Raw genomic sequence first — 25,485 nt, 5'->3', positions numbered from 1 at the left:
GGGCATGCCCATCATCTACCGGACAGGGGCGGTGCTGGCCCGCACCACGAAGCTCGGCCGCACGACCAGGCGCTCGAACGCGGTCGGGCCCACGTCGATCTGCCGCAGCAGCACCTCGATGCAGTGCCGGCCCACCACGTCGAAGTCCTGCCTGACCGTGGTGAGCGGCGGCGAGAAGAACTCCGACTCGGGGATGTCGTCGAAGCCGACCACGCTCATCTGGTCGGGCACCCGCACTCCCTTCTCGGACAGGGCGCGCAGCACGCCGAGCGCCATCTGGTCGTTGGCCGCGAAGACGGCGGTGACACCGTCCATCGCGGCCAGGCTCTTGCCCGCCTCGTAGCCGGCGCGCGGGCTCCAGTCGCCGGCCAGCGGCTCGGGCACCGGCCTGCCCGCCTCCTCCAGCGCCGAGCGCCAGCCCTCGAGGCGGCCCTCGGTCTCCAGCCAGTCGTGCGGGCCGCTGACGTGCCAGACCGTCTCATGACCCTGGTCGAGCAGGTGACGGGTGGCGAGCCTGGCCCCCTCCGCCTGGTCGATGCAGACCACCGACACGTCGGCGCTGTGGGTGCCTTCGACCGCGACGGCCGGCATGCCAGGGGGCAGGCTCTCCAGGGCGCGGCCGGCCGAGCGCTGCGGCGCCACCACCACGACGCCGTCCACGCCCTGCTCGGCCAGGTAGCCGATGGCGTCGCGGACGCTGGCGGTGTCGAGCGACTTCAGGCTGACGATGCTGACGAAGTAGCCGGCCGTCCGCGCCGCCTGCTCGATGCCGTAGATCGTGCTGGCCGGGCCGTACAGGGTGGTGTCGAAGCTGACCACGCCCAGGGTGCGCGAGCGCTTGGTGACCAGGGCGCGGGCGACGAGGTTACGGCGGTAGCCGAGCCGGCTGATCGCCTCCTCCACCCGCGCGCGGGTGTCGGGCCTGACGTTGGGGTGGTCGTTGAGCACCCGGGAGACCGTCTGATGCGACACCCCCGCCTCCTTGGCCACGTCGGCCATGACCGGCAGGCGACGCTTCGGTGTCGTCACGGTCTCTCCTTTCGCTCTGGGGGATCTTACTCAGGGGAGCCCGGGTACCGGATCTTGGTGCCACGGGCTCCCCCGAGCCGTCAGCGGCCGGCGCCCGCCCTGCGCTTGGTCCACACGTCGAACGCGACGGCGGCCAGCAGCACCGCACCCTTGACGAGCATGACCCGCTCGCTCGGGGAGCCGATCAGCGACATGCCGTTGTTGATGACGGCCATGATGAGACCGCCGGTGATCGCGCCGACCACCTTGCCGACGCCGCCCTGCACGGCCGCGCCGCCGATGAACGCCGCGGCGATCGCGTCCAGCTCGAAGCTGTTGCCCGCGGTCGGGCCCGCCTGGTTGAGCCGGCCGGCGAAGATGATGCCGGCGATGGCCGACAGCACGCCCATGTTCACGAAGATCCAGAACACGACCGACTTGACCTTCACGCCGGACATGATCGCGGCCTGCAGGTTGCCGCCGATGGCGTAGATCTGCCGGCCGAAGACCGTGCGGTTGGCCATCAGCGAGTACGCCAGCACGAGGATCGCCAGCAGCACCAGCACCCACGGCAGGTTCTTGAACCTGGCCAGCTGCACGACCAGGAACAGGATCAGCGCGGTCCCGGCCGCCAGCTTCAGCGCGAACAGCGCCATGGGCTCGACCGACTGGCCGTACCCCTTGCGCGCCGCGCGGGCCCGCCACTGGGCGGTGAACATGCCGGCGATCGCGACGACGCCGATGAGCAGGCTGAACAGGTCGGCGCCGCCGAGCGGGCCGAGGCCGATGTTGCCGAGGTAGCCGTCGGTGAAGCCGTTGGCCAGCGTACGGACCTGGTCGGGGAACGGCCCGATGCCCTGGTTGCCGAGCACGGTCAGCGTCAGCGCGCGGAACAGCAGCATGCCGGCCAGCGTCACGATGAACGCCGGGATGCCGAAGTACGCGATCCAGTAGCCCTGCCACGCGCCGATCAGCGCGCCCGCCACCAGCGTGGCGAGCAGGGCCAGCGGCCACGGCCAGCCCATGTTGACCATCAGCACCGCGGCCAGCGCTCCCGTGACCGCCACCACCGAGCCGACCGACAGGTCGATGTGCCCGGCGATGATGATCAGGATCATCCCGATCGCGAGGATCAGGACGTAGGAGTTCTGGACGATGATGTTGGAGATGTTCTGCGGCGTGAGCAGCGCGCCGTCGGTGAGCACCGAGAACAGCACGACGATCAGTGCGAAGGCGATGTAGATGCCGCTGGAGCGCAGGTTGAGCGATATGCCGCCGAGCGACACCCGGCCCGGCTGCTTGGGCGCTCCTCCGTCGCCCGCGGCGCCGGCCTCACGCAGGCCGGTGGGCGTGATGCTGCTCATGGGAGCTACTCCTGTCCCTTGGTCATGAGATACATGAGGCTTTCCTGGGTGGCCTCCTGGCGGGGTACCTCGCCGGTGATGCGTCCTTCGGAGAGTGCGTAGATGCGGTCGCACAGGCCGAGCAGCTCGGGCAGCTCAGAGGAGATCACGAGCACGGCCTTGCCCTCGTCGGCGAGCCGGTTGATGATCGTGTAGATCTCGTACTTGGCGCCGACGTCGATGCCCCGGGTGGGCTCGTCGAGGATGAGCACGTCCGGCTCGGTCATGATCCACTTGGACAGCACGACCTTCTGCTGGTTGCCGCCGCTGAGCTGGCCCACGATGCTGCCGACGCTCGGGGCCTTGATGTTCATGCTCTTGTGGAACTCCTCGGCGACCCGGTACTCCTCGTTCTCGTTCACCCAGCCGCGCTTGGCCAGGCCCTTGAGCCCGGCGGCGCTGATGTTGGTCTTGATGTCCTGGATGAGGTTGAGCCCGTAGCGCTTGCGGTCCTCGGAGGCGTACGCGATGCCGTGGTTGATCGCATCCTGCACGTTGCGGATCTCGATCGGCTTGCCGTCCTTGAAGACCTTGCCGGAGATGTGCACTCCGTACGTGCGCCCGAACAGGCTCATCGCCAGCTCGGTGCGGCCGGCGCCCATGAGCCCGGCCAGCCCGACGATCTCGCCGCGCCGCAGCATCAGGGAGGCGCCGTCGACGACCTTGCGGTCCGGCTGGCTCGGGCTGAACACCGTCCAGTCCTCGATGCGCAGCGCCTCGTCGCCGATCGTCGGCTCGTGCGGCGGGAAGCGGTTGTCCAGCGCCCGGCCGACCATGCCCGCGATGATGCGGTCCTCGGTGACGGCGTCGGTGGCCATGTTCAGCGTCTCGATCGTGCGGCCGTCGCGGATGATCGTGACGGCGTCGGCGATCGCGGTCACCTCGTTCAGCTTGTGCGAGATGATCACGCAGGTGATGCCCTCGTCGCGCAGCCCGCGCAGCAGGTCGAGCAGGTGCGCGGAGTCGTCGTCGTTGAGCGCCGCGGTGGGCTCGTCGAGGATGAGCAGCTTCACCTTCTTCGACAGCGCCTTGGCGATCTCGACGAGCTGCTGCTTGCCCACGCCGATGTCGGAGATCGGCGTCGTCGGGTTCTCCCGCAGGCCGACCCGCTTCATCAGCTCGGCGGCCTCGTAGTTGGTGCGGTTCCAGTCGATGAAGCCGCGGCTGGCGCGCTCGTTGCCGAGGAAGATGTTCTCGGCGATCGACAGCTGCGGGCTGAGCGCCAGCTCCTGGTGGATGATGACGATGCCGGCGTGCTCGCTGTCGCGGATGCCGCCGAACTCGCAGCGCCGCCCCTCGAAGAAGATCTCGCCCTCGTAGTCCCCGTGCGGGTAGACCCCGGACAGGACCTTCATCAGCGTCGACTTCCCTGCGCCGTTCTCGCCGCAGATGGCGTGGATCTCGCCGTGCCGCACCGACAGGTTGACGTCCTGGAGCGCTTTGACGCCGGGGAACGTCTTGGTGATCCCGCTCATCCGCAAGATGTGCTCGGTCATATGCCCCTCGCGTTCAGGGAGAGCCCCTGGGAACGGTCGTCCCCCCAGGGGCACGGTCCCTTACTTGAGCTGGTCCTCGGTGTAGTAGTTGCCGCCGACGATGACGTCCTTGTAGTTGCTCTTGTCGACGATCACCGGGTCGAGCAGGTACGAGGGCACGACCTTGTTGCCGTTGTCGTAGTCCTTGGTGTTGTTCACCTCGGGCTGCTGGCCCTTGAGCACGGCGTCGGCCATCTTCACCGTCTGCTCGGCGAGCTTACGGGTGTCCTTGAAGATCGTGGAGTACTGCTCGTCGGCGATGATCGACTTCACCGACTGGAGCTCGGCGTCCTGGCCGGTCACGATCGGGTACGGCTTGCCGTAGCCGGAGCTCTTCAGCGCCGACAGGATGCCGATGGACAGGCCGTCGTAGGGGGACAGCACGCCGTCGACCTTGGTGGAGCCGGTGTAGGTCTTGGTGATGATGTCCTCCATGCGCTTCTGCGCCGTGGCGGGGTCCCACCGCAGGATGGCGGCCTGCTTGAAGTCGGTCTGGCCGCTCTTGATCACCAGGGTGCCGTCGTCGATCTTCGGCTGGAGCACCGACATGGCGCCGTTCCAGAAGAACGTGGCGTTGTTGTCGTCGGGCGAGCCGCCGAACAGCTCGACGTTGAACGGGCCCTTCTTGCCGTCCTCGACGCCGAGGCCCTTGAGCAGGGACGTCGCCTGCTGCACGCCGACCTTGAAGTTGTCGAAGGTGGCGTAGTAGTCGACGTTGGGGCTGTTGCGGATCAGCCGGTCGTAGGCGATGACCGGGATCTTCGCGTCGGCGGCCTGCTGCAGCTGGGAGGTGATGGCGGTGCCGTCGATCGAGGCGATGATCAGAAGCTTGGCGCCCTTGGTGATCTGGTTCTCGATCTGGTTGGCCTGCGTCGGGATGTCGTTCTCGGCGTACTGGAGGTCGACCTTGTAGCCGAGCTGCTCGAGCTGCTTCTTGACGTTGTCGCCGTCATGGATCCAGCGCTCGGAGGACTTGGTGGGCATCGTGACGCCGATCAGGGCGCCGGCGTTGCCTGCCGCGGCCGATGCGGAGGCTTCGGCGTCGACGGTCTTCGTGCTTGATCCGCACGCCGTCATGGTCGCGGCGAGCGCGATGGCCGACACCACGCCCCCGATTCGTCCCAACCTCATGAGTGTCCCTTTCCATAGGGGTCGCGGCAGCGCTGGAACGCGGCTGCTGCCGGGTAAAGTGAGGAGATTCAGCCACCGAACGTGACGAATCAGAACAAAGTTCACACCTGCTTCGCCCCGATTGTTATCGCTAACAACGACTATGTCAACGCCGGAGCATAACCTGTCGGTAACTTTCCAGTCGGATGCTCGGGCTTCCCGATCTTCAGCCTGACCAGGCACGACGCCTGTCCGGCCAGCCGATTGGGCAGGTTTCTTTACGGTTACCCCCTCCTCACCTCCGTGTTCGTACGGAGAACAGCCGCTGCAGGAGGATGAAGACGAAGAGCAACATGCCGATGACGATCTTCGTCCACCACGACGACAGCGTCCCCTCGAAGCTGAGGATGGTCTGGATCAGGCCGAGCACGAGCACGCCGAGCACGGTCCCCAGCAGGAACCCGGTGCCGCCGGTCAGCAGCGTCCCGCCGATGACCACCGCCGCGATCGCGTCCAGCTCCATGCCCACCGCGTGCAGGCCGTAACCGGAGAGCATGTAGAACGACAGCAGCACCCCGCCGAGCGCCGAGCAGAACCCGCTGATCGTGTAGACCATGATCTTCGTCCGGCCCACCGGCAGCCCCATGAGCAGCGCCGACTGCGCGTTGCCGCCCGTCGCGTAGACCGACCGGCCGAAGCGGGTGTAGTGCAGCACGTACGCCGCCACCGCGACCACCACGACCGCGATCACCACGCTCGGCGAGATCCACAGATCGGCGAACAGGTCGACCCTGGTCTGCGCGAACGCCGTGAACGTGGCGTCCCTGATCGGGATCGAGTCGGTGCCGATCGTGTAGCAGAGCCCGCGCGCCAGGAACATGCCCGCCAAGGTCACGATGAACGGCTGGATGTCGAAGGCGTGCACGATATACCCCATCACCAGCCCGAGCCCGGCCCCGATGGCCAGCACCAGCGGCACCACGAGGTACGGCGGCCACCCAGGCCCCGACATGAGGCTGGCCGCGATCATCGTCGACAGCGCCACCACCGACCCCACCGACAGGTCGATGCCCCCCGTCAGGATCACGAACGTCATCCCTACCGCCACCACCAGCAGGAACGCGTTGTCGATGAAGACGTTCAGGATGACCTGCCCGTGCGCGAACCCTTCGTAGCGGATCCCGCCCGCCACGAACATGGCCACGAACAGGCAGCCGGTCACCAGGACCGGCAGATACTTCGCCGGCACCGGCACCCGCCCGAGCGCCGCCGTCCCGCTCATCGTGCTCATGACCTCACTCCGTCCGGCGTGCTCGCCGCCTCACTGGGTGCCGCCGCCGTGGCCGGCGGGCCCGGCGGCGCGGCCCGCCCGCGCCGCCGCATCACCTTGGCCCGGAACGCCGGCGACTGGATCAGGCAGACCGCGGTCACGACCAGCGCCTTGAACAGCAGCGTCGTCTCCGGCGGCACGCCGATCGAGTAGATGGTGGTGGTCAGCGTCTGGATGATGAGCGCGCCCAGCACGGTGCCGCCGAGCGAGAAGCGCCCGCCGGCCAGCGACGTGCCGCCGATCACCACGGCCAGGATCGCGTCCAGCTCGATCCACAGGCCGGCGTTGTTGCCGTCGGCGCTGGAGACGTTCGAGCTGATCATCAGGCCCGCGACGCCCGCGCACAGGGCGGCGAAGGCGTAGACCATGACGATGATGCCGCGCGACCTGATGCCCGCCAGCCTGCTCGCCTCGGCGTTGCCGCCGACCGACTCGATCAGCATGCCGAGCGCCAGCCGCCTGGTCAGGAACGCGGTGATCGCGAGCACCGCCACCACGATGAGGATGCCGAACGGCACGGTCAGGAAGTAGCCGCCGCCGATCACCTTGTACGCCGGGCTGTTGACGGTGATGATCTGCCCGTCGGTGATGAGCTGGGCCAGCCCGCGCCCGGCCACCATGAGGATCAGCGTGGCGATGATCGGCTGGATGCCGATGCCGGCGACCAGGAACCCGTTCCACACCCCGAGCACCAGGCACAGCCCGAGCGCCAGCGCCACCGCGGTGAACAGGCTCGCCTCCTCGCTGATGAGCAGGCAGGCCAGCGCGCCCGAGATCGCCACCACCGAGCCGACCGACAGGTCGATGCCGCCGGTCGCGATGACCAGCGTCATGCCCAGCGAGACCAGGATGAGCGGCGCGCCGAAGCGCAGGATGTCGATCAGGCTGCCGTACAGGTGGCCGTCCTTGACCTCGATCGAGAAGAAGCCGGGCGTGAAGAACACGTTCAGCACCAGGAGCAGGACCAGCACCACGACCGGCCACATCAGGCGTCTCATGAGGCCCGGCCTCCGCTCGCGATCGTCTCCATCAGCACGTCGGTCGTCAGCTCGGCGTCGTTGGGCAGCTCGGCCACCAGCCGCCGGTCACGCAGCACCTCGACCTTGTGGCTGAGCCGCAGCACCTCCTCCAGCTCCGCCGAGATGAACAGCACCGCCATCCCGCCGTCCGACAGCTCCGCCACCAGACGCTGGATCTCGGTCTTCGCGCCGACGTCGATGCCGCGGGTCGGCTCGTCGAGGATGAGCAGCCTGGGCTCCAGGATCAGCCACCTCGCCAGCACCACCTTCTGCTGGTTGCCGCCGCTGAGGTCGCGGACCAGGTGCTCGGGGTTGGGCGGGCTGATGTTGAGCGCCTTGATGTACCTGCCGACCAGCTCGTCCTGCTGGTCGCGGGGCACCGGCCTGGTCCAGCCCCTGGTGGCCTGCAGGGCCAGGATGATGTTCTCGCGCACGGTGAGGTCGGGGATCAGGCCGTCGGTCTTGCGGTTCTCCGAGCAGAACGCGATCTTGTGGGCCATCGCCGTACGCGGCGTGCGCAAGGACGCCGGTGCGCCGCCGACCGCGATCTCGCCCGTGCTCGCGTGGTCGGCGCCGAACAGCAGCCGGGCGATCTCCGTACGGCCGGAGCCGAGCAGCCCGGCCAGCCCCACCACCTCCCCTTCGTGGATGGTCAGGCTGAACGGCTCGATCGCCCCGGTACGCCCCAGCTCGCGCGCCTCGACCAGCGGCGTGTCGGACACCGTGGCCGTGCCGTGCAGCCGCTCCAGCGCGGCCAGCTCCTTGCCGATCATCTTCGCGACCAGCTCGACCTGCGGCAGCTCGCGGGTGGCGTACTCGCCGACCAGCCGGCCGTTGCGCAGGATCGTCATGCGGTCGGAGATCTCGTAGATCTGGTCGAGGAAGTGCGAGACGAACAGGATCGCGATGCCCTCCTCCTTCAGCCGCCGCATCACCCTGAACAGCTGGCGCACCTCGTCGGCGTCGAGGCTGGAGGTCGGCTCGTCCAGGATCAGCACCCTGGCGTCGATGTCGATCGCCCGCGCGATCGCCACCATCTGCTGGACGGCCAGCGAGTAGGACGACAGCGGCGCCGCCACGTCCAGCTCCAGCTCCAGCCGGGCCAGCAGCTCACCCGCGCGGGCCCGCATGCGCCGCCAGTCGACGCGGCCGAGGCGGCGCGGCTCCCTGCCGAGCAGGATGTTCTCGGCCACGGACAGATTCGTGCAGAGGTTGACCTCCTGGTAGACCGTGCTGATGCCGGCCTGCTGCGCCTCCAGCGGGCTGGCGAACGCCACGGGTGCCCCGCCCAGCTCGATCGTGCCGGCGTCGGCGGCGTACACGCCGGTGAGCACCTTGATCAGAGTGGACTTGCCCGCCCCGTTCTCGCCCATCAGCGCGTGCACCTCGCCGGGCAGCAGCCGCAGGTTCACGCCGTCCAGGGCCGTCACCCCCGGAAACCTCTTGCCGATCCCGCTCATCGTCAGGACCGGCGCGGGTACGGCCATGTGCCTTTCCCCTTCCGTTGGGGCGGCGGCCCGGGCGCCTGCTCCGGGCCGCCGCTCGTCGTCGTCACGCCCTGCGGGTCAGTACTGGCGGGAGGGCAGCGCCTCCTTGGCCTGCTCCTGGGTGAACGTGGTCTCCTCGGTCACCACCCGGGTCGGCACCTCCTCGCCCGCGACGACCTTCTTGGCGAGGTCCATCAGCTGCGGGCCGAGCAGCGGCGAGCACTCGACGATGTAGTTGATCTTGCCGTCGGCGAGCGCCTGCATGCCGTCCTTCACGGCGTCCACGGTGATGATCTTGATGTCCTTGCCGGGCACCTTGCCCGCGCCCTCGATCGCCTCGATGGCGCCGAGTCCCATGTCGTCGTTGTGGGCGTAGAGGACGTCGATGTCGGGGTTGGACTTCAGGAACGCCTCCATGACCTCCTTGCCCTTGGCCCTGGTGAAGTCGCCGGTCTGCGAGGCGATGATCTTGAACTTCGCGTCGGCCTGGATGACCTCGGCGAAGCCGGCCTTGCGGTCGTTGGCCGGGGCCGAGCCGGTCGTGCCCTGCAGCTCGACGATGTTCACGGTGTCGGAGGAGTCCTTGTACTCCTCGACCAGCCACTGGCCGGCCTTCTTGCCCTCCTCGATGAAGTCGGAGCCGAGGAAGGTCTTGTAGAGGGAGGTGTCCTGGGAGTCGACCGCGCGGTCGGTCAGGATGACCGGGATCTTCGCGTTCCTGGCCTCGTTGAGCACCGGGTCCCAGCCCGACTCCACCACCGGCGAGAAGGCGATCACGTCCACCCGCTGCTGGATGAACGAGCGGATCGCCTTGATCTGGTTCTCCTGCTTCTGCTGCGCGTCGGAGAACTTGAGCTCGATGCCCGCCGCCTTCGCCGACTCCTGTACGGACTTGGTGTTGGCGGTGCGCCAGCCGCTTTCCGCGCCGACCTGGGAGAAGCCCATGACGATCGTGTCGTCCGTCCCGCCACCGGCACCCGCGTCGCCACCGGTGCCGCCGCCGCCCTCGCTGCCGCACGACGCCACCGCGAACGCGGTGAGTCCGGCGAGCACCAGCGCCGAAATCCTTCTTAACACGTGGGGGGTTCCTTTCGATGTGAGCGCTAACAAGCCCAGTTGGGCGCCAGCGCGTCCTGCCTTTCCACAGCTCGCTCAGGCCGGGGGGGCCGTACTGGCCCTGGCCACGAACGAGGGCGGCACCACGAGCCGCTCCCGCTCGTCGAGGCCGCCTTTGAGCTGCCGTACCAGCACCTCGATGCTGTGCCTTCCCACCGCGCCGAAGTCCTGTCTGATGGTCGTGAGCGGCGGGGAGAAGTACGCCGACTCGGGCACGTCGTCGAAGCCGACCACGCTCACCTGCTCGGGCACTCTCACCCCCTGCTCGCTGAACGCCCGCAGCACGCCGAGCGCCATCTGGTCGTTGGCGACGAAGACCGCCGTGACGTTCCTCATGCTCGCCAGGCTGCGGCCCGCCTCGTAGCCCGATCGCGGGCTCCAGTCACCGGCGAGCGGCCGCGTGACCGCGCGGCCCGCCTCCTCCAGCGCGGCCCGCCACCCGGCCACCCGCCCTTCCGCCTCCAGCCAGTCGGAGGGACCTCCGACGTGCCAGACCGTCTCGTGGCCGAGCGCGAGCAGATGCTCGGTGGCGAGCCTGCCACCCGCGACCTGGTCGACGCAGACCACCGACACCTCGCCGGCCTGCCCGCCCTCGACGGCGACCGTGGGGATGCCGGACGGCAGATCGGCCAGCGCCTGGGCGGCCGAGCGCTGCGGCGCGACCACCACGGCGCCGTCCACGCCCTGGTCGGCCAGGTAGTCGAGGGCGTCGCGGACGCCGGCCCTGTCGATCGAGGTGAGGCTGACGATGCTGACGAAGTAGCCGGCCGCCCTGGCCGCCTGCTCGATGCCGTAGACGGTGCTGGCCGGGCCGTACAGGGTGGTGTCGAAGCTGACCACGCCGAGCGTCCTGGAGTGCTTGGTGACCAGGGCGCGGGCGACGAGGTTACGGCGGTAGCCGAGCTTGTCGATGGCCTGGAGCACCCGCGTACGGGTCTCGCTGCGGACGTTCGGATGGTCGTTGAGCACGCGTGAGACGGTCTGATGCGACACGCCGGCCTCTCTGGCCACGTCGGCCATGACCGGTAGGCGGCGCCCCAGGGTGGATCTCACGGCCGTGCTCCTTTCCTGGCTTGGCCCCGACTGTGAACGCTCACAATCACTTCCGTCAAGGGCTCGCCGGATTACGGTCGGGTTACACAGCCGCCTCTTGACGCCCCTGGTCGGCCGTCCCTAACGTGGCGCTGATCGCGCTTGTTAACGCTCACTTATGTGTTAACGCTAACAACCCGTGAGGAGCCCCCCGCTCATGTCGCGCATCATCCTGTCGGCCCTGCTCGTGGCCGCTTCCCTGGTGGCGCCGGCCCGCGCGCCCGCCGAACCCGCGCCCTTACCCGACGGCGCCGTCGTGGACGAGTTCGACGGCACCACGCTCGGCCCCGACTGGAGCGTGCTGTCCCCCGACGACTCCCGCTGGAGCCTGTCCGGCGGCGCCCTGCACCTCGGCACCTCCACCGGCGACACCCACCAGGCCACCAACAACGCGCGCAACCTCTTCCTCGCGGACGTCCCCGACGGCGACTTCGAGGTGGTCACGAGGCTCAGCGCCCCCGTGGCGCTCGACTACCAGAGCGCGGGCCTGCTGGCCTGGCAGGACTGGGACAACTACGTGCGCGCCGGGCTCGCCCACGTCGGCTTCGAAGGCGGCCCGGTCATCGAGACGGCCACCGAGGTCGGCGCCGCCTTCACCGCCGCCTTCTCGGCCCGGCCAGGCTCCACCGCCGAGGTGCTCAAACTGGCGCGCACCGGCGACGAGTTCGTCTCCTCCTACTGGGACGGCGCCGCGTGGGTGGAGGCGTCCAGGATGACCGCCCGGCTCGCGGTCGGGCAGGTCGGGCTGTTCGGGCTCTCGGCCCAGAACGGCACCTCCATGCGGGTGGACTTCGACTACTTCGCGATCAAGGCGGCTCCCGGCCGGGCGGTGGTGCCCGAGGGGACGTTCACGCTGCGGGCGGCGGAGCGGCCGTACCTGACGGCCGAGCGCTCGGGCGCCGTGCGCGCCTCGGCGTCGGCGGGCATGACGAGCCTGGCCTTCACCGCCGAGCCGAGCGGCGACGGCGTCAGGCTCAAGGAGGTGGCCGGCGGGAAGTACCTGGAGGCGGCGGCCAAGGTGCGCCTGTCCGCCCTGGGCTCGGTCTGCAAGCTCACCGACGCGGGCGGCGGCAAGGTCACGCTCACCTCGGGCGATCGGGCCGTCGCCGTCAGCGGCGGCGCGCTCGTCATGGGCACGCCGCCCGCCAGGTTCCGCGTCGAGGGGTACACCACCGGTGAGCTGACCGTGGACACCCGGGCCAAGGGCACGAAGGTCGGCCCCGACCTGTACGGCGTCTTCTACGAGGACATCAACCACGCCGCCGACGGCGGCCTGTACGCCGAACTGGTGCAGAACCGCTCGTTCGAGTTCAACGCGACCGACGAGCCCACCTACACGGGGCTGACCGCCTGGAGCACGGCCGAGCGCGGCGCCACCGCCACTCCGGCCGTCACCGGCGACCGCCCGCTCAACGCGAACAACCGCAACTACCTGCGCCTCGACGTGACCGGCGCGGGCACGGCCGGGGTGAGCAACGCCGGCTTCAACCGCGGCCTGCCGCTGCGCAAGGGCGAGCGCTACGAGCTGTCGCTGTGGGCCAGGCGCAGCGAGCCTGGCACGCTCACGGTGACCGCCGAGGACGGCACGACGGTGCTGGGCCGGGCCACCGTGCGGGTGAAGGCGGGCGGCTGGGAGAAGTACCGGGCCGCGGCGGCAGCGGGTGAACGGCTTCTCCTCGGCCTTCACCTACGACTTCCCGGCGTACTCGGTGACGTTCATCGAGCTCACCGAACGGTGACCGTAAGGGGACGGGCCCACCTGGCCCGGGGTGGGCCCGTCCCCGCTCACGGCACGACGCGGTAGTGCGTGGTCATCCTGGCCCCGTCGAACACGTGGAAGGCGATCAGCGGCGGCAGGGCGTAGTCGATGGCCTCGGCCAAGCTGACGCCGCCCTCCCAGGGCAGCTTCAGCGTGGACACCACGCCGCCGCCCACCAGCAGCGGCCGGCCCGCGAACGTGGTGGCGGCGGCCGTGTGCGCGTGGCCCACCAGCACGGCGGGCACGTTCGGGTGCTCGGCGAGCAGCGCTTCCAGGCGTTCCGTCCTGTGCATCCTGATGCCGTCGATGCCAGGGCCGTGCAGCATGACCGGCGGGTGGTGGAAGGCCACGAACACCGGCAGCCCGCCGCTGCCCGCCAGCACGCCCGCGAGCCAGTCGAGCGTCTCGTCCTCGAGGTGGCCCGCGTCCTCGCCGGGAATGGAGGAGTCGCACATCGCGTAGATCGCGTTCGGGGTGCGCAGCACCTGGTTGACCGGCCGGTCATCGGCCGGCCGGCCCAGCAGGACGCGGCGGAACCCGGCGCGCACGTCGTGGTTGCCCGGGCCGATCAGGACGGGGTGGCGGGAGGTGAGCAGCTTGGCGGCGCTCTCGTACTCCTCGGCCGTCCCGTGGTCGGCGATGTCGCCGGTGACCAATACGGCGTCGAGGTCGGCGGGCAGCGCGTCGAGGTAACGCATGACCGCCGCCGTACGGGTGACGCTCTCGGCCGTGGCGCCGATGTGGACGTCACTCAGATGCGCGATCACGATCATGTCGGGAGCCCCTTCCCTAGGTCCTGCTCATAACGTAGACCGAGCCCGCGGGCGGACTCAGAGCCACTTCCGCGTGCGTACGCCCGACCACTCCGGGAACCCGGCCGCCGTTCCGGACGTTCTTTCCACTGAGCGCATGACGGTGGAGGAGGGACAGTGGGCTGGCACTACAGCAAGTCGGTCAAAGTGGGTCCGTTCCGGATCAACCTCTCGCGGCACGGCATCGGCCACAGCTTCGGCGGGCGCCGCTTCCACGTCTCGACCACCCCCGACGGCCGCCGTCACGTGTCGGTGCACCTGCCCGGCGGCTTCCACCTCGGCAAGACGTTCGGCGGCCGTCGCCGCCACCACTACTGACCCTCGGCGGTCCTCGTGACCGCTTGTCATAGAAACGGGCCGGAGGCTCATACCTCCGGCCCGCCCCTTTCCACACAGGTCAGGGGCGTGGCGGGCGACGAGTTCGGCGCCGATGCGGGCCGGCTCCGTCCTGACCTCCTCGGGCTCCACCACCTCGGCCCGCGCGCCCCACCCGGAGAGCCGCCCGGCGAGCGTCACGGCCATCGGGGCCGCCACCCGCACCCTGGCCCGCCCGTCCTCCTCCTCGCCGACGACCTCCCAGTGCCGCCCGAACCTGTCCCGCAGGATCGGGACGAACCGGGCCGCGATGAGCACGGTGGCCGCGACCGTCGAGCGCCGCCGTTCCATCTCCTCGACGACCTCCTGCCAGGCGGATCCCGCCTCGAAGTCCTCCGGCCGCCCGAACTCCTCCTCCGCCGGCTCGGCCCCGGCGATCCGATCCACCCGGAAGGTCCGCCGGCCGCGCTCGGTGCCGGCCAGCAGGAGGCCGCGCAGGCGTGATACACCGAGTTCCTCGGCGTCCAGCCGCACTACCTGGCCGTGCTCGACGCCGGCTGAGCAGCCCCCGGAAACGTGGAACGCCCCGCCATCAGGCGGGGCGCTGCTCGGAATCTTGTGGAGCTATGGGGATTCGAACCCCAGACCTCCTCCATGCCATGGAGGCGCGCTACCAACTGCGCCATAGCCCCTTGCGATCAACAAGTGTAACGGAGGTTCGGAGCCCTCGTGTCACGTCGCGGCTCTGTGGTACGTCTTAGGGTTCATGCCGACCTTCGAGGAGCACCGCAGTCTGCTGACCGCCGTCGCCTACCGCATCCTGGGCAGCGTGACCGACGCGGAAGACGTCGTCCAGGAGGCGTGGCTGCGCTGGTCGGCGGCCGATCGCGCGGACGTCGCCGACCCCAAGGCGTATCTCGTCAGGGTGACCTCGCGGCTGGCCATCGACCGGTTGCGGCAGCTGAAGGCGCGGCGGGAGTCGTACGTCGGGCCGTGGCTGCCCGAGCCGATCTCCACCGGGCCCGACATCGCCGAGCACGCCGTGCTGGCCGACTCCGTCGAGCTGGCGCTGCTGGTCGTGCTGGAGACGCTGACGCCGCTGGAGCGGGCCGTGTTCGTGCTGCGAGAGGCGTTCGACCTGCCGTTCGCGGAGATCGGGGAGATCGTCGGACGCAACGAGCCGGCCGTCAGGCAGCTCGCCAGGCGGGCGCGTGAGCGCGTACGCGAGCGGCGGCCGCGCTTCGACGTGGACCGCGACGAGCGCCGCCGGATCACCGAGCGGTTCTTCGGCGCGGCGGCGGAAGGCGACCTCGACGGGCTGATCACGCTGCTGTCCGACAAGGTGCAGCTGGTCAGCGACGGCGGCGGCAAGGCCAGGGCGGCGCTGCGGGCCATCACCGGCTCCGCGAACGTCGGCCGCTTTCTCGCCTCCATCACCACGCGGGAGAACATCGCCAAGTTCATGGCCTCGATCGGCCTGCCGGACGTGCCGGACTGGTCGTTCACCATGGACACGATCAACGGCGCCCCCGGCATCGTCATGTCGGCCGGCGAGCGGGTCGTCGGCGTCCTGTCCCTCGTGATCGTGGACGGCCGCGTCGAGACGATCTACTTGATGGCCAACCCCGACAAGATCGCCCACCTCCACCCCACCGGCTGATCCGGAGGTGCGGTCAGGCGGCGTGGCGGGTGGGGATGGCGGCCTCACGGACCAGGGCCGGTATGTCCACGCCCGACGCGCGCAGAATCCGTCCCGCGCCGTTGGCGGCGTCGGCGAGCAGGCCCCACAGCAGGCATTCTCCTGTGACGGGGCCGGGGCGCCACTGCGCCACCTCCACGGCCTTTCTCGCGTGCATGGTCAGCGGCAGCTCGCCGAGCGGCCCGTACAGGGTGACGCGGAGCGGGCGCAGGCGGGAGCGGCGCAACGACCACCGCCGGGGGTCGGCGGCGCCGGCCCTGGTGCGGCGGTGCACCTCGTCGAGGTCGATGCCCAGCGTGGCCAGCAGGGCGCGGGGGTCGGGCAGCGCGGCGTGCCGGCGTACGTCGGCGGGGGCGGCGGTGAAGTGCTCCAGCCGGAACGGCCGCACCTCCGCGAGCCCGAGCAGGAGCGGCCCGGTGTCGAGCGCGGGCAGTCCCGCGTCCAGCGCGTGAATCCCGCCCGCGACCACGGCCGCGCGAGCACCCTCGGTGAACCTGGCGAACATCATCAGCCCCTTCCCGTCCTGCGTGCGTGCTTGCGGTGCGCCGACTGCCGCCGGACCCCCAGCGCGTCGGCGATCTGCTCCCAGGACCAGCCCTGCGCGCGGGCGGTGGACACGTGGACCGCCTCCAGCTCCTCCAGCAGCGCCCTGAGCGCGGCCACGGCCCGCAGCCCGTCATGCGGGTCGCGTCCTGCGGCCGTCTCGGCCAGTTCCGTCACGTCCATGGTGTCAGCATGTGCTGACACGGGGCCATCTGTCAACACATGCTGACAGTCGTCCTCATGGTGAGCGCCGCGTCGTCCAGCGTGAGCACGACCGAGACACGGCCCAGCTCCGACGTACGGGTGAGGTGGGTGCCGCCGCACGGGATCGACGCCTCCCCATCCGGCAGCGAGCAGTGCCACGTGCGCCGGGCGGTCAGCTCGGGCCCCGGCACCTGCACGTGTACGGGCGCATCGGCGGCCACCCACCCCGCCAGCAGCTCGTTCACCTGCGCGGCGACCTGCGCGGGGTCGAGGTTCTCGGCCGAGAAGCCCTTCTTGCGCAGGGACTTGCCGAGCCGGTAGACGTCCACGCTGCCGTGGGGCTCGATGCGGGAGGAGGTGATCGCGGCCTGGTCGAAGTCGGGATTGCCGAGCGAGTCCGGCCGCGCCTCCTTGCGCCACCGATCGGCCAGCACGGCGTTGAGCGCGAGCGCGGCGAGGTGGCAGGCGGTGTGACCGGCGGACAGCGCCGTACGGTGCTCGCGATCGACTTCGAGGTCCACCTCCTCGCCCACGGGCAGCGGCGACGCGGTCACGTGGACCACCAGCCACTCCCACCCCTCGGCGCCCCGCCGCACGGGGATGGCGGGGCCCAGCAGGATCTCGCCGGAGTCGTCGACGGCCCCCGTCACGCAGTCGAGCACCGGCCGGCCGCCGAGCGTGCCCCGGTCGGCCGGCTGGTCGGGCCAGGTGTGATCGAGGGGATGGAAGGGAGTCTCGGACACGACGAGACCGTGCCTGCCCCCCTCAACCGGCACGGTCCCGACGATCTTTGAGCGGCCGCTGGTCAGGCCGCTGGGAAAGGTGACGACAGTGGATTTCACCCGGTCATTCTGGCAGTGGGGCGCTCGTCCTCCAGATAGCGGGCGCGGCCGGCGTACAGGCCGGTGAGGAGCTGGACGACGAGCACGACGAAGATCATCCCGAACGGCAGCGACCACCCGCCGGTCGTCTCCCGCAGCACGCCGACCAGCAGCGGGCCCGCGCCGGCGATGAGGTAGCCGGCGCTCTGGCCGAAGGCCGACAGGGCGGCCGTGCTCTCCGGCGTACGGGTGCGCAACCCCAGCATCATCAGCGCCAGCGGGAAGGAGCCCATGCCGACGGCCACGAACACCACCCACACCATGGCCGTCGAGGCCGGCGCGAACCACAGGCCGAGGAAGCCGACCACGTAGAACGCCACGAGCCCGACGACGGGCGGGCGCTGGTCGCGGAAGCGCGAGGCGACCATGGGGACGACGATCGAGACGGGGATGTTCAGCGCGGTGAAGACGCCGAGGACCAGCCCCGCCTCGGGGGTGGTGTAGCCGTTGTCGGTGAGCATCGCGGCGAGCCAGCCGAACATGATGTAGGCGATCATCGACTGGGTGCCGAAGTAGATCGCGATCATCCAGGCGAGCCTGCTGCGGAGCAGGGCGCGGATGCCCGCGTCCCGGCTCCCGGTGCCCCGCTCCGGCTCACTGCGCAGCAGCGCGAGCCACGGAATGGCGGCGACGAGAGCGAGGGCCGCCCACACGCCGAGCGCGACGTGCCAGTCCCCCGCCGCGCGCTCGATCGGCACGGTCGCGGCGGCGGCGAGCATGGTGCCGACCGCCAGGGCCGTGGTGTAGACGGTGGTCATGATCCCGGTACGCGCCGGGAAGTGCCGCTTGATCAGCGTCGGGATGAGCACGTTGCCGACCGCGCCACCGGACAGCGCGACCGCGCTGCTCACCAGGAACACAGGGGCGGAGCCGACCAGCGACCTGACCAGCAACCCCGTGCCGAGCGTGATGAGGGCGAGCAGCAGCAGCCGGTGCTCGCCGATCCGCCTGGCCAGGGTCGGGGTGATCGCGCCGACGCTGGCGAAGGCCAGCACGGGCAGCGTGGTCAGCAGGCCGGTGCCGACGCTGGACATGCCGAGCCCGGCGGCGAGCTGGTCGAGCAGCGGGCCGACGCTGGTGACCCCGGTGCGCAGGTTGAGTGCGGCCAGGACGATCCCCAGGACGAGGAGCCAGGCGAGGCGGGTGCTGCTGCCACGGGACTCTTGTGCGAGCACGGTCATGCTGGGGAGGTCCTCCACTCATCAAATCATGGGATGAATCACCACCTTAACAGGAGCGAAATGCCGCTTTATTCCTGGCACCACAGAACCCCCGGACAGGTCCGGGGGTTCTGTGCGTTCTCGGGGTACGACGCCTGACCGGTCAGAGCACCGGCCTGGGCGGCGTCGCGGGGGGCTCGTTCGGCGGAATGGGGCCGGGAGGAGGCAGGGTGCCTCCAGGCTCCTGGCCGCCGCCGCCGACCGTGCCGGGGGGAACGGGCTGGCCGCTGCCGCCGTACGTGGAGCCCTCCTGATGCGGCCCAGGGACGTCGCCGCGCCAGGCGCCGGTCTCGCCGCCGCGCGACTCGATGAACGTCTTGAACCGCTTGAGGTCGCCGACCACGCGCATCCTGACGAGCTGCAGCCAGTCGCCGGCCGTCTCCACGAACCCCTCGGGGTCGTACTCCATCTGGAGGGTGACCCTGGTGGCGTTCTCGTCGATGCGGTGGAAGGTCACCACACCGGCGTGGTGGGGGCGCTCGACGCTGCGCCAGGCGACGCGCTCGTCCGGGTGCTGCTCGGTGATCTCGGCCTCGAACTCGCGCCGGACACCGGCGATGTCGGCCACCCAGGCCGTACGCGTGTCACTGAGCTGTTTGACCGATTCCACGCCCTCCATGAACTCGGGGAAGCTTTCGAACTGCGTCCACTGGTCGTACGCGACGCGTACGGGGACCCTGACGTCTTCGGAGTGTTCGATCGTGCTCATGGTGTCAGCCACTGCCCAGACACGTCCGGCGTTAACGCCGGCGCCACAGCCAGAAGAGGCCGACGAGGGGCAGCACGAGGGGGATGAACAGGTAACCCTTGCCGTAGGCGGACCACACGGTTTCGTCGGGGAAGGCGGCCGGGTCGAGCATGCTGAGCGTGCCGATGACGAGCACCCCGGCCAGCTCGATGCCGAGCGAGACGAGCGCCAGCCGGCGGGCGCCGCGCCACAGCGCGACGGTGAGCAGGATGTAGACCGCCGCCGCGAACGCCGACAGGCTGTAGGCCAGCGGCGCCTCGCCGAACCTGGTGGCGATCTGCACGCCCGCCCGCGCCCCCGCGGCCAGCGCGAACAACCCGTAGACGGCGATCAGCGCACGTCCTGGCCCGGTGCCGATCGAGCCGGTCACGCCACGCCCTGCCAGATCTGCAGCAACCTGGCCGTCATCACCGCGATCGCGAACCCGGCCACGGCCAGGATCGCCGAGCCCCACCTGCTGCGCTCGGCCAGCGCGAGGAACACCGCGGCCGGCGGGATCAGCACCTCGCCGCCGACGTAGCCGAACAGCGTGGCCTTGTCGTCGGGCCCCGCGCCGCCCGCCACCCCGGCGATCACGAACCCGGCCTGCACCAGCACCGCCACCTCCAGCAGGGCGAAGCCGACCAGCAGCACCATGCCCATCGGGCGGTTGCGGATCGCGACGATCAGGCTCATCAGCATCAGCAGCAGCGAGCCGGAGATGACGATCGTGGAGACGGTGGTGTTCATCGGGGGTAAGGCTATCGCCCGGATGCCCCGCCCCCGCTGACGACCGGCCTGGTGATGTCGTCGCCGACGCCCGGCCCCACCGGCCTTCCGACGCCGCCGCCTACCCGCCTCACCGGCCGTCCGACGAGGCCCGCCCTCGCAGGTGCGCCTCGATGCCGTCGAGCACCCAGCCGAGCCCGCGCTCGAAGTTGTCGTCGACTCCCTGCACGCCCTGCTCGATCATCGGCCCCAGCAGGGGGAACTCGCCGCCCGCGATCAGCTCCCTGACGTGCGGCTCGGCCAGCGCGGCCCGCTCGGCCTCGCTGATGCCCGCCTCGCGCGGCGTCGCGCGCTCCAGCGCCTCCCTGATCACGAAGCCGGTCATGTAGTCGTTGAACGCCGCCAGGATCCGCCAGGCCGTCAGCCGGTCGACGCCCAGCCTGCCGATGGCCGCCAGCTTCTGCTCGACGTGCCGCAGCCCGTTGGGGCCGACCGCGACCCGCTGCGAGATGAGATCGACCCGCCAGGGGTGGCGGCGTACGAGGTCGCGTTCCAGGCGGGCGAGCAGCAGCAGCGCCTCGCGCCAGTCGTCAGGGAGCGGCTCATCGGCGTGCGCCTCGGCGGCGATCTCGTCGGCCATCAGCGCGAGGAGGTCCTCCTTGCGCTCGATGTAGGAGTACAGCGTCATCGTGCGGGCGCCGAGCTCGGCGGCCACGCGCCTGATGGAGACCGCGTCCAGCCCTTCGGCGTCGGCGAGCGCGATGGCGGCGGCCACGATCACCTCTCTGGTCAGCGCCGGGCGGCGGGGCGGTGCTGGCTTCGACCATGGAGACGTCACGAGGTACAGCGTACGAGGGTGATACGGTGTACGACATGCGATACGCCGTACGAACTCCCCTCTGGGCCACCGGCACCGCCGTCCTGCTCGGCGTGATCATGACGATGCTCGACACCACGATCGTCAACGTCGCGCTCGGCACCCTGGCCCGCGACTTCGGCTCGTCCCTGCCTGAGATCCAGTGGACGGTCACCGGTTACCTGCTCGCGCTGTCCATGACGGTGCCGGTCACCGGCTGGGCGACCGGGAGATTCGGCGCGCGCCGCGTCTGGCTGACCGCTCTGGTGCTGTTCGTGGCCGGGTCGGCGCTCAGCGCCGCCGCCTGGTCGGTCTGGAGCTTGGTCGCCTTCCGCGCCGTCCAGGGGATCGGCGGCGGCCTGCTCATGCCGGTCGGCCAGGCGATGCTGGCGCAGGCGGCGGGCAAGGAGCGCATGGGCCGGGCGATGGCCGCGCTGTCCGTGCCGGCCATGCTGGCGCCGGTGCTCGGGCCGCCGCTCGGGGGCGTGATCGTGGAGGGGCTCGGCTGGCGGTGGCTGTTCCTGGTCAACGTGCCGATCTGCGCGCTCGCGCTCGTGGCCGCGCTCGTCCTGCTGCCCGGCGGCCCTGGCGAGCGTCCGCAGCCGCTCGACGTGGCCGGGCTCGCGCTGCTCTCCACCGGGCTCGCGGCCGTCGTCTACGGGCTGTCGGAGCAGGGCGGCGCCGCGCTCCCCGTGCTGCTCGCGGGCGTGGCGCTGGTGGCGGCGTTCACGGTACGAGCGCTGCGCCGTCAGGGGACGCTGCTCGACCTGCGGCTGTTCGGCGACAGGACGTTCACCGCGGCGGTCGGCGCGCTGGTCTGCTACTCGGCCGCGCTGTTCGGGTTCACCGTGCTCGTGCCGCTGCACGCCCAGCTCGCCGCCGGGGGCACCGCGCTGGAGGCGGGCCTGCTGCTCGCGCCCATGGGCGTCGGGGCGGCGATCACGATGCCGCTGGCGGGCCGGCTCACCAACAGCAAGGGGGCGCGCGGCGTCGGCGCGGCAGGGGTGGTCGTCGCGGTGGCCGGCATCGCGGCGTTCACGCTGCTCGGCGGCGGCCTGGCGCCGATGTTCCTGCTGGGGCTCGGGCACGGGCTGGTGTCCACGTCGGTGATGGCGGCGGCGTTCACGACGCTGGAGCGGGCCGCGATCCCGGCGGCGACCACGCTGAGCACCATCGCCGTACGCCTGGCCGCGCCGTTCGGCGTCGCCGTGCTGACCGTGGTGCTGCAGGCGTTCACCCGGGCGGGCACCCAGGCGGGCACCCGGGCGGACATGGCGCAGCCGTTCACGTACGCGTTCTGGGTGGTGGCGGCCCTGACCGCGGTCTCGCTGGTGCCGATCGCGCTCATAGGATCGAAGGCGTGGAGAGGATCCTCGTCAGCGCCTGCCTGATGGGCCGCAAGGTGCGCTACGACGGCGGCGCCAAGACCAGCTCCGACGCGCTGCTCGCCGTGTGGCGGAAGGAGGGGCGGCTGGTGCCGTTCTGCCCCGAGGTGGCGGGCGGGCTGCCCGTCCCGCGCCCGGCGGCCGAGATCGAGGGCGGCCTGGGCGGCGCCGCCGTGCTCGACGGCACGGCCCGCGTGCTCGCGACCGACGGCGCCGACGTGACCGTCGCGTTCGTGGCGGGCGCGCGGGGCGCGCTCGCGGTCGCGCGCTCCCAGGGGATCCGCATGGCGATGCTCAAGGAGGGCAGCCCCTCCTGCGGGGTCCTCACCGTCTACGACGGCTCCTTCTCCGGACGCCGCGCACCGGGCCAGGGCGTCACGACGGCCCTGCTGGAGTCACACGGCATCCGCGTCTTCTGCGAGGACCAGGTGGCCGAGGCCGCCGACTACCTGCGCGGCCTGGAGGCGTGACCAGACCGCCGTAGGCCGGCGGCCGGCGCGCCCTCGCGCCGGTCATCCGCGCACGCGGGAGGCGTGGAACGCGACCGCCAGGCCGGCGGTCAGCGCGGCGGCCATCACGCCGTGGTACCAGAGCAGCACCACGGTCGTCCCGCCGCCCGGGCTCAGGGTGGTCGCCGCGATGCCGAGCAGCACGCCGCCCAGCGCGGCCGCGTGGCCGTAGAGGAGGCCGTCCCAGGCCCACGCCCGGCGGGCCGCCGCGCCGTACGCGCCGATGGCGGCGGCCACGGCGCACAACGTCTCGACGACGACGGCGGGCACGATCACCGGCTCACGGAGCGGGCCGATCGCGACCCCGGCGTGCGCCAGCGCGAACGTCAGGAAGACGAGCGCGTACACCGCCGAAGAAGCGGCGAGCACCCGGCGGAGCAGATCCATGCGACCCACACTCCCACCCGGCGGCCCCGCGGCCGTCGTCCCTAGGGAGACCGCTCCGCTACGCCGTGCGGTGTAGGCAGCAGCCGCCTCACCAGCCCGATCACCTCGGCGATCGTCGCCGCGGCGTCGTCGTCGGTCTCGCACGCGGCCACCTCGCGACCCGCCTCGCCCATCATCGTGGTCAGCAGCACCACCAGCACGTGGCTCTCCCGCGTGTCCGCGAGGCCGAGCACCCGCTTGTTGCCGCCGATCCAGCCCCACCCGCGCTGCCGGCGCAGCGTGGTGAACTCCGCGGGCCCGTCGCTCTCCAGGAAGAGCCTGGCCACTTCGCGCTGCTCCCACGTCCCTTCGAGATAGGCGCGGGCGCCCGCGAGAAAACGTTCTGAGGCGCCGTCGGCCGCCTTGGCCGCCCGCGCGGTGCGTTCCTCCTGCCCGCGCGTGAACTGCTCCCACAACGCCAGGAACAAACCGGGCTTACCGCCGAAGTGGTGGTAAAGGCTGCCGACGCTGACGCCCGACGCCGCCACGATGTCGGCCACCGTGGCGTCCGCGTACCCCTTGGCCAGGAAGACGTCGCGAGCCGCGCGTAACAGCGTGTCACGGGTGGCTCCGGAACGGCTCCACTGCCGGCTCCTCATGGCCGCCTCCGGGCACTCCACGACACACCGCTTTTCACCATCACCACCCTAAAGGAGCGCTGAATGGGCATTCCCCGTCTCCGCCCATCGGGAAATCCACCGATCCCGTTATGGCCGAAACCTTCGCGGGCGTTCGCGAGTCGAAGGGATGGGACGCGTTGAAAGGCGAGAGATTCTTGCGAACCTTTCTCCCTCAACGCGTAGGGGGTCCGATTCTCACATAATCGGGAAACGGGGAAAGGGACACGCACGATGCCTGTCGACCTGATCAACGAACGACCTCTCGCCTGGGACTCGGCCGCGCTCGACGCCGACACCAAGGCGATGCTCGACAATCTGCAGCCGAACATCCTGCGCGCCCACGTACGCGAGCACCTGTCCGTGCTGTTCGTCCGGTTCAACGACGTGGCCGAGGGCCGGGCGTTCCTGCGCCGCCTCGCCACCACGACGATGAAGTCGGCCCGGCAGCACCTGCAGGAGATCCGCGACTTCGCGGCAGGACGCAAGCCGGGCACCCCGTACGTCGGGGTCGGCATCAGCAAGGCCGGCTACCGCGACCTCGGCCATTCCGTCGAGGACGTCCGCAAGTTCGGCGACCCGGTCTTCCGCGACGGCATGAAACGCCGCACCGCCGTCGTCAACGACCCGCCCGTCGAGGAGTGGCAGCGCACCTACCAGCGGGAGATCCACGCCGTCATCCTGATCGGCGACGCCGAGCGCGGGCCCGTCGACCGGCTGCGCGGGGAGATACTCGACGACCTGCCCGAGAGCGCCAGGCTGCTGGGCGAGGAGCGCGGCCAGGGCATGCGCAACCCGGCCGGCGACGGCATCGAGCACTTCGGCTACGTCGACGGGCGCAGCCAGCCGCTGTTCGTCAAGGACGAGGTGGACAAGGAGCCGAGGAAGCACTGGGACCCGGCGTTCCCGCTGTCCAACGTCCTGGTGCCGGACCCCTTCGCCCCGGACCCCGAGCGCCACCACGGCAGCTACCTGGTCTTCAGGAAGCTGGAGCAGAACGTACGGGCGTTCAAGGAGATCGAGCGCGACCTCGCCGACGGCCTCGGCCTGAAGGGCGCCGACCGCGAGCGGGCGGGAGCCATGCTGGTCGGCCGGTTCAAGGACGGCACCCCGCTGACGCTCAAGTCGAGGCCGGCCGGCGGCCCCGTCGTCAACGACTTCACCTTCGACGCCGACGACGGCTCCAAGTGCCCGTTCTCCGGGCATGTCAGGAAGACCAACCCGCGCTCGTTCGGCCGCGAGGTGGTCATGGCGCGGCGCGGGCAGACGTACGGCGAGCGCGCCGACGACCCATGGGACGACTCCCCGCCGGAGCGGCGCCCGAGCGGCGAGGTGGGCCTGCTGTTCATGGCGTTCAACGCCAGCCTGCTCGGCCAGTTCGAGTTCATGCAGCAGACCTGGGCGAACAACCCCGACTTCGAGATGCCGGCCACCGGGCACGACCCGGTCATCGGTCAGGGTGACCGCGACATCAAAGTGCGCTTCCCCAAGGTGTGGGGCAAGCCGGAGATGTCGGTCCCGCAGCCTCAGGTGCCGCAGACGGTCACCATGAAGGGCGGCGAGTACTTCTTCGCGCCCTCCCTGGCCTACCTGCGTGCTCTCTGACGATCACGGCGCTCCTCCGGCGGCATGAGCACAAGGATGTACGCCGGGTTCACTCCGCCGGAGGAGGCAGGCCGGGGGACGCGTTCCGCACACTTGTC

Annotated in this window: 26 protein-coding genes, 1 tRNA gene and 1 pseudogene; 6 read left to right on the top strand and 22 right to left on the bottom strand. The window is 70.5% G+C overall.

The annotated features are described in order from the left end of the window. Positions 1-15: 15 nt before the first annotated feature. The 9 genes from ABZW11_RS05535 to ABZW11_RS05495 form a co-directional block, all read right to left on the bottom strand. Entirely contained in the window at positions 16-1,029 is a 1,014-nt protein-coding gene (locus tag ABZW11_RS05535; RefSeq protein WP_355412953.1) for a LacI family DNA-binding transcriptional regulator, read from the bottom strand. Positions 1,030-1,109: 80 nt separating this feature from the next. Continuing rightward, positions 1,110-2,372 (bottom strand): multiple monosaccharide ABC transporter permease, encoded by a 1,263-nt coding sequence (gene mmsB / locus ABZW11_RS05530; RefSeq protein ID WP_355412951.1) that lies wholly within the window; start codon positions 2,370-2,372, stop codon positions 1,110-1,112. 5 nt (positions 2,373-2,377) lie between these two features. Further along, positions 2,378-3,907: a multiple monosaccharide ABC transporter ATP-binding protein gene (gene mmsA, locus ABZW11_RS05525; RefSeq protein WP_355412949.1), complete on the bottom strand. Its 1,530-nt coding sequence runs from the start codon at positions 3,905-3,907 to the stop codon at positions 2,378-2,380. 60 nt (positions 3,908-3,967) lie between these two features. Beyond that, the gene (chvE, locus tag ABZW11_RS05520; RefSeq protein ID WP_355412947.1) at positions 3,968-5,077 is read right to left on the bottom strand and encodes a multiple monosaccharide ABC transporter substrate-binding protein; all 1,110 of its coding nucleotides are present in this window, start codon (positions 5,075-5,077) and stop codon (positions 3,968-3,970) included. A 274-nt stretch (positions 5,078-5,351) separates the two neighbouring features. After that, positions 5,352-6,338, bottom strand: a complete 987-nt coding sequence (yjfF, locus tag ABZW11_RS05515) for a galactofuranose ABC transporter, permease protein YjfF (protein ID WP_355413529.1) — start codon at positions 6,336-6,338, stop codon at positions 5,352-5,354. A gap of 5 nt (positions 6,339-6,343) precedes the next feature. Then, entirely contained in the window at positions 6,344-7,384 is a 1,041-nt protein-coding gene (locus ABZW11_RS05510; protein ID WP_355412945.1) for an ABC transporter permease, read from the bottom strand. Beyond that, the gene (locus tag ABZW11_RS05505) at positions 7,381-8,892 is read right to left on the bottom strand and encodes a sugar ABC transporter ATP-binding protein (protein WP_355412943.1); all 1,512 of its coding nucleotides are present in this window, start codon (positions 8,890-8,892) and stop codon (positions 7,381-7,383) included. Before ABZW11_RS05505 ends, ABZW11_RS05510 begins: the two co-directional genes overlap by 4 nt. 78 nt (positions 8,893-8,970) lie before the next feature. Beyond that, entirely contained in the window at positions 8,971-9,969 is a 999-nt protein-coding gene (locus tag ABZW11_RS05500; RefSeq protein ID WP_355412941.1) for an ABC transporter substrate-binding protein, read from the bottom strand. A 75-nt stretch (positions 9,970-10,044) separates the two neighbouring features. Further along, complete coding sequence (locus tag ABZW11_RS05495; RefSeq protein ID WP_355413527.1) at positions 10,045-11,028, bottom strand: LacI family DNA-binding transcriptional regulator; 984 nt, start codon at positions 11,026-11,028, stop codon at positions 10,045-10,047. A gap of 229 nt (positions 11,029-11,257) precedes the next feature. Between ABZW11_RS05495 and ABZW11_RS05490 the strand changes: the two genes are divergently transcribed. Beyond that, on the top strand, positions 11,258-12,904 hold the full coding sequence (locus ABZW11_RS05490; protein ID WP_355412939.1) for a carbohydrate binding domain-containing protein: 1,647 nt from the start codon (positions 11,258-11,260) through the stop codon (positions 12,902-12,904). Here the strand turns inward: ABZW11_RS05490 and ABZW11_RS05485 are convergent. After that, positions 12,886-13,632, bottom strand: a complete 747-nt coding sequence (locus tag ABZW11_RS05485; protein ID WP_355412937.1) for a metallophosphoesterase — start codon at positions 13,630-13,632, stop codon at positions 12,886-12,888. The two genes, ABZW11_RS05490 and ABZW11_RS05485, sit on opposite strands and share 19 nt — an antisense overlap. 156 nt (positions 13,633-13,788) lie before the next feature. Between ABZW11_RS05485 and ABZW11_RS05480 the strand changes: the two genes are divergently transcribed. Next, the gene (locus tag ABZW11_RS05480) at positions 13,789-13,989 is read left to right on the top strand and encodes a DUF4236 domain-containing protein (protein WP_355413525.1); all 201 of its coding nucleotides are present in this window, start codon (positions 13,789-13,791) and stop codon (positions 13,987-13,989) included. Between the two features lie 120 nt (positions 13,990-14,109). Here ABZW11_RS05480 and ABZW11_RS05475 read toward each other — a convergent pair. Then, a pseudogene (locus ABZW11_RS05475) lies at positions 14,110-14,520 on the bottom strand (WYL domain-containing protein); the annotation flags it as partial. 85 nt (positions 14,521-14,605) lie between these two features. Next, positions 14,606-14,678: transfer RNA gene (locus tag ABZW11_RS05470), tRNA-Ala, on the bottom strand. A 74-nt stretch (positions 14,679-14,752) separates the two neighbouring features. Between ABZW11_RS05470 and sigJ the strand changes: the two genes are divergently transcribed. Beyond that, a complete protein-coding gene (gene sigJ / locus ABZW11_RS05465; RefSeq protein ID WP_355412935.1) occupies positions 14,753-15,646 on the top strand; it encodes an RNA polymerase sigma factor SigJ in 894 nt (297 codons plus the stop codon). 13 nt (positions 15,647-15,659) lie between these two features. On the opposite strand, the gene ABZW11_RS05460 is transcribed toward sigJ, so the two are convergent. The 8 genes from ABZW11_RS05460 to ABZW11_RS05425 all read right to left on the bottom strand — a co-directional run bounded on the left by ABZW11_RS05460 (position 15,660) and on the right by ABZW11_RS05425 (position 20,827). After that, the gene (locus ABZW11_RS05460; RefSeq protein WP_355412933.1) at positions 15,660-16,193 is read right to left on the bottom strand and encodes a Clp protease N-terminal domain-containing protein; all 534 of its coding nucleotides are present in this window, start codon (positions 16,191-16,193) and stop codon (positions 15,660-15,662) included. Next, on the bottom strand, positions 16,193-16,411 hold the full coding sequence (locus ABZW11_RS05455; protein WP_355412931.1) for a helix-turn-helix domain-containing protein: 219 nt from the start codon (positions 16,409-16,411) through the stop codon (positions 16,193-16,195). Before ABZW11_RS05455 ends, ABZW11_RS05460 begins: the two co-directional genes overlap by 1 nt. Before the next feature lie 32 nt (positions 16,412-16,443). After that, the gene (locus tag ABZW11_RS05450; RefSeq protein WP_355412929.1) at positions 16,444-17,175 is read right to left on the bottom strand and encodes a metal-dependent hydrolase; all 732 of its coding nucleotides are present in this window, start codon (positions 17,173-17,175) and stop codon (positions 16,444-16,446) included. Between the two features lie 95 nt (positions 17,176-17,270). Then, a complete protein-coding gene (locus tag ABZW11_RS05445; RefSeq protein ID WP_355412927.1) occupies positions 17,271-18,512 on the bottom strand; it encodes an MFS transporter in 1,242 nt (413 codons plus the stop codon). A gap of 124 nt (positions 18,513-18,636) precedes the next feature. Continuing rightward, entirely contained in the window at positions 18,637-19,242 is a 606-nt protein-coding gene (locus ABZW11_RS05440; protein WP_355412925.1) for an SRPBCC family protein, read from the bottom strand. Between the two features lie 31 nt (positions 19,243-19,273). Beyond that, positions 19,274-19,651, bottom strand: coding sequence for a hypothetical protein (locus ABZW11_RS05435; RefSeq protein WP_355412923.1), 378 nt, complete (start codon positions 19,649-19,651; stop codon positions 19,274-19,276). Then, the gene (locus ABZW11_RS05430) at positions 19,648-20,010 is read right to left on the bottom strand and encodes a hypothetical protein (protein ID WP_355412921.1); all 363 of its coding nucleotides are present in this window, start codon (positions 20,008-20,010) and stop codon (positions 19,648-19,650) included. Before ABZW11_RS05430 ends, ABZW11_RS05435 begins: the two co-directional genes overlap by 4 nt. A 109-nt stretch (positions 20,011-20,119) precedes the next feature. Then, entirely contained in the window at positions 20,120-20,827 is a 708-nt protein-coding gene (locus ABZW11_RS05425) for a TetR/AcrR family transcriptional regulator C-terminal domain-containing protein (RefSeq protein ID WP_355412919.1), read from the bottom strand. Between the two features lie 35 nt (positions 20,828-20,862). Between ABZW11_RS05425 and ABZW11_RS05420 the strand changes: the two genes are divergently transcribed. Together ABZW11_RS05420 and ABZW11_RS05415 are read left to right on the top strand one after the other, a co-directional pair. Beyond that, entirely contained in the window at positions 20,863-22,236 is a 1,374-nt protein-coding gene (locus ABZW11_RS05420; RefSeq protein ID WP_355413524.1) for a DHA2 family efflux MFS transporter permease subunit, read from the top strand. After that, a complete protein-coding gene (locus ABZW11_RS05415) occupies positions 22,206-22,700 on the top strand; it encodes a DUF523 domain-containing protein (RefSeq protein ID WP_355412917.1) in 495 nt (164 codons plus the stop codon). The genes ABZW11_RS05420 and ABZW11_RS05415 overlap by 31 nt, the downstream gene beginning before the upstream one ends. A 42-nt stretch (positions 22,701-22,742) precedes the next feature. Here the strand turns inward: ABZW11_RS05415 and ABZW11_RS05410 are convergent, their stop codons facing one another. Then, the gene (locus ABZW11_RS05410) at positions 22,743-23,126 is read right to left on the bottom strand and encodes a hypothetical protein (RefSeq protein ID WP_355412915.1); all 384 of its coding nucleotides are present in this window, start codon (positions 23,124-23,126) and stop codon (positions 22,743-22,745) included. Positions 23,127-23,167: 41 nt separating this feature from the next. Beyond that, complete coding sequence (locus tag ABZW11_RS05405; RefSeq protein WP_355412913.1) at positions 23,168-23,764, bottom strand: helix-turn-helix domain-containing protein; 597 nt, start codon at positions 23,762-23,764, stop codon at positions 23,168-23,170. A 252-nt stretch (positions 23,765-24,016) separates the two neighbouring features. Here ABZW11_RS05405 and ABZW11_RS05400 point away from each other — a divergent pair, with 252 nt between their 5' ends. After that, on the top strand, positions 24,017-25,387 hold the full coding sequence (locus ABZW11_RS05400) for a Dyp-type peroxidase (protein ID WP_355412911.1): 1,371 nt from the start codon (positions 24,017-24,019) through the stop codon (positions 25,385-25,387). Positions 25,388-25,485: the final 98 nt, after the last annotated feature.

Origin of the sequence: Nonomuraea sp. NPDC004580, assembly GCF_040609855.1 — a bacterium.
In the GTDB taxonomy this organism is placed as follows: domain Bacteria; phylum Actinomycetota; class Actinomycetes; order Streptosporangiales; family Streptosporangiaceae; genus Nonomuraea; species Nonomuraea salmonea.
This window is presented reverse-complemented; position numbering and strand designations above follow the sequence as displayed.

Coding starts and splice junctions, on each gene's coding strand:
- mmsB (WP_355412951.1), bottom strand. CDS start 2,372: ATGAGCAGCATCACGCCCACCGGCCTGCGTGAGGCCGGCGCCGCGGGC.
- mmsA (WP_355412949.1), bottom strand. CDS start 3,907: ATGACCGAGCACATCTTGCGGATGAGCGGGATCACCAAGACGTTCCCC.
- chvE (WP_355412947.1), bottom strand. CDS start 5,077: ATGAGGTTGGGACGAATCGGGGGCGTGGTGTCGGCCATCGCGCTCGCC.
- yjfF (WP_355413529.1), bottom strand. CDS start 6,338: ATGAGCGGGACGGCGGCGCTCGGGCGGGTGCCGGTGCCGGCGAAGTAT.
- ABZW11_RS05510 (WP_355412945.1), bottom strand. CDS start 7,384: ATGAGACGCCTGATGTGGCCGGTCGTGGTGCTGGTCCTGCTCCTGGTG.
- ABZW11_RS05505 (WP_355412943.1), bottom strand. CDS start 8,892: ATGGCCGTACCCGCGCCGGTCCTGACGATGAGCGGGATCGGCAAGAGG.
- ABZW11_RS05495 (WP_355413527.1), bottom strand. CDS start 11,028: ATGGCCGACGTGGCCAGAGAGGCCGGCGTGTCGCATCAGACCGTCTCA.
- ABZW11_RS05490 (WP_355412939.1), top strand. CDS start 11,258: ATGTCGCGCATCATCCTGTCGGCCCTGCTCGTGGCCGCTTCCCTGGTG.
- ABZW11_RS05485 (WP_355412937.1), bottom strand. CDS start 13,632: ATGATCGTGATCGCGCATCTGAGTGACGTCCACATCGGCGCCACGGCC.
- sigJ (WP_355412935.1), top strand. CDS start 14,753: ATGCCGACCTTCGAGGAGCACCGCAGTCTGCTGACCGCCGTCGCCTAC.
- ABZW11_RS05460 (WP_355412933.1), bottom strand. CDS start 16,193: ATGATGTTCGCCAGGTTCACCGAGGGTGCTCGCGCGGCCGTGGTCGCG.
- ABZW11_RS05455 (WP_355412931.1), bottom strand. CDS start 16,411: ATGGACGTGACGGAACTGGCCGAGACGGCCGCAGGACGCGACCCGCAT.
- ABZW11_RS05440 (WP_355412925.1), bottom strand. CDS start 19,242: ATGAGCACGATCGAACACTCCGAAGACGTCAGGGTCCCCGTACGCGTC.
- ABZW11_RS05430 (WP_355412921.1), bottom strand. CDS start 20,010: ATGAACACCACCGTCTCCACGATCGTCATCTCCGGCTCGCTGCTGCTG.
- ABZW11_RS05420 (WP_355413524.1), top strand. CDS start 20,863: ATGCGATACGCCGTACGAACTCCCCTCTGGGCCACCGGCACCGCCGTC.
- ABZW11_RS05410 (WP_355412915.1), bottom strand. CDS start 23,126: ATGGATCTGCTCCGCCGGGTGCTCGCCGCTTCTTCGGCGGTGTACGCG.
- ABZW11_RS05405 (WP_355412913.1), bottom strand. CDS start 23,764: ATGAGGAGCCGGCAGTGGAGCCGTTCCGGAGCCACCCGTGACACGCTG.
- ABZW11_RS05400 (WP_355412911.1), top strand. CDS start 24,017: ATGCCTGTCGACCTGATCAACGAACGACCTCTCGCCTGGGACTCGGCC.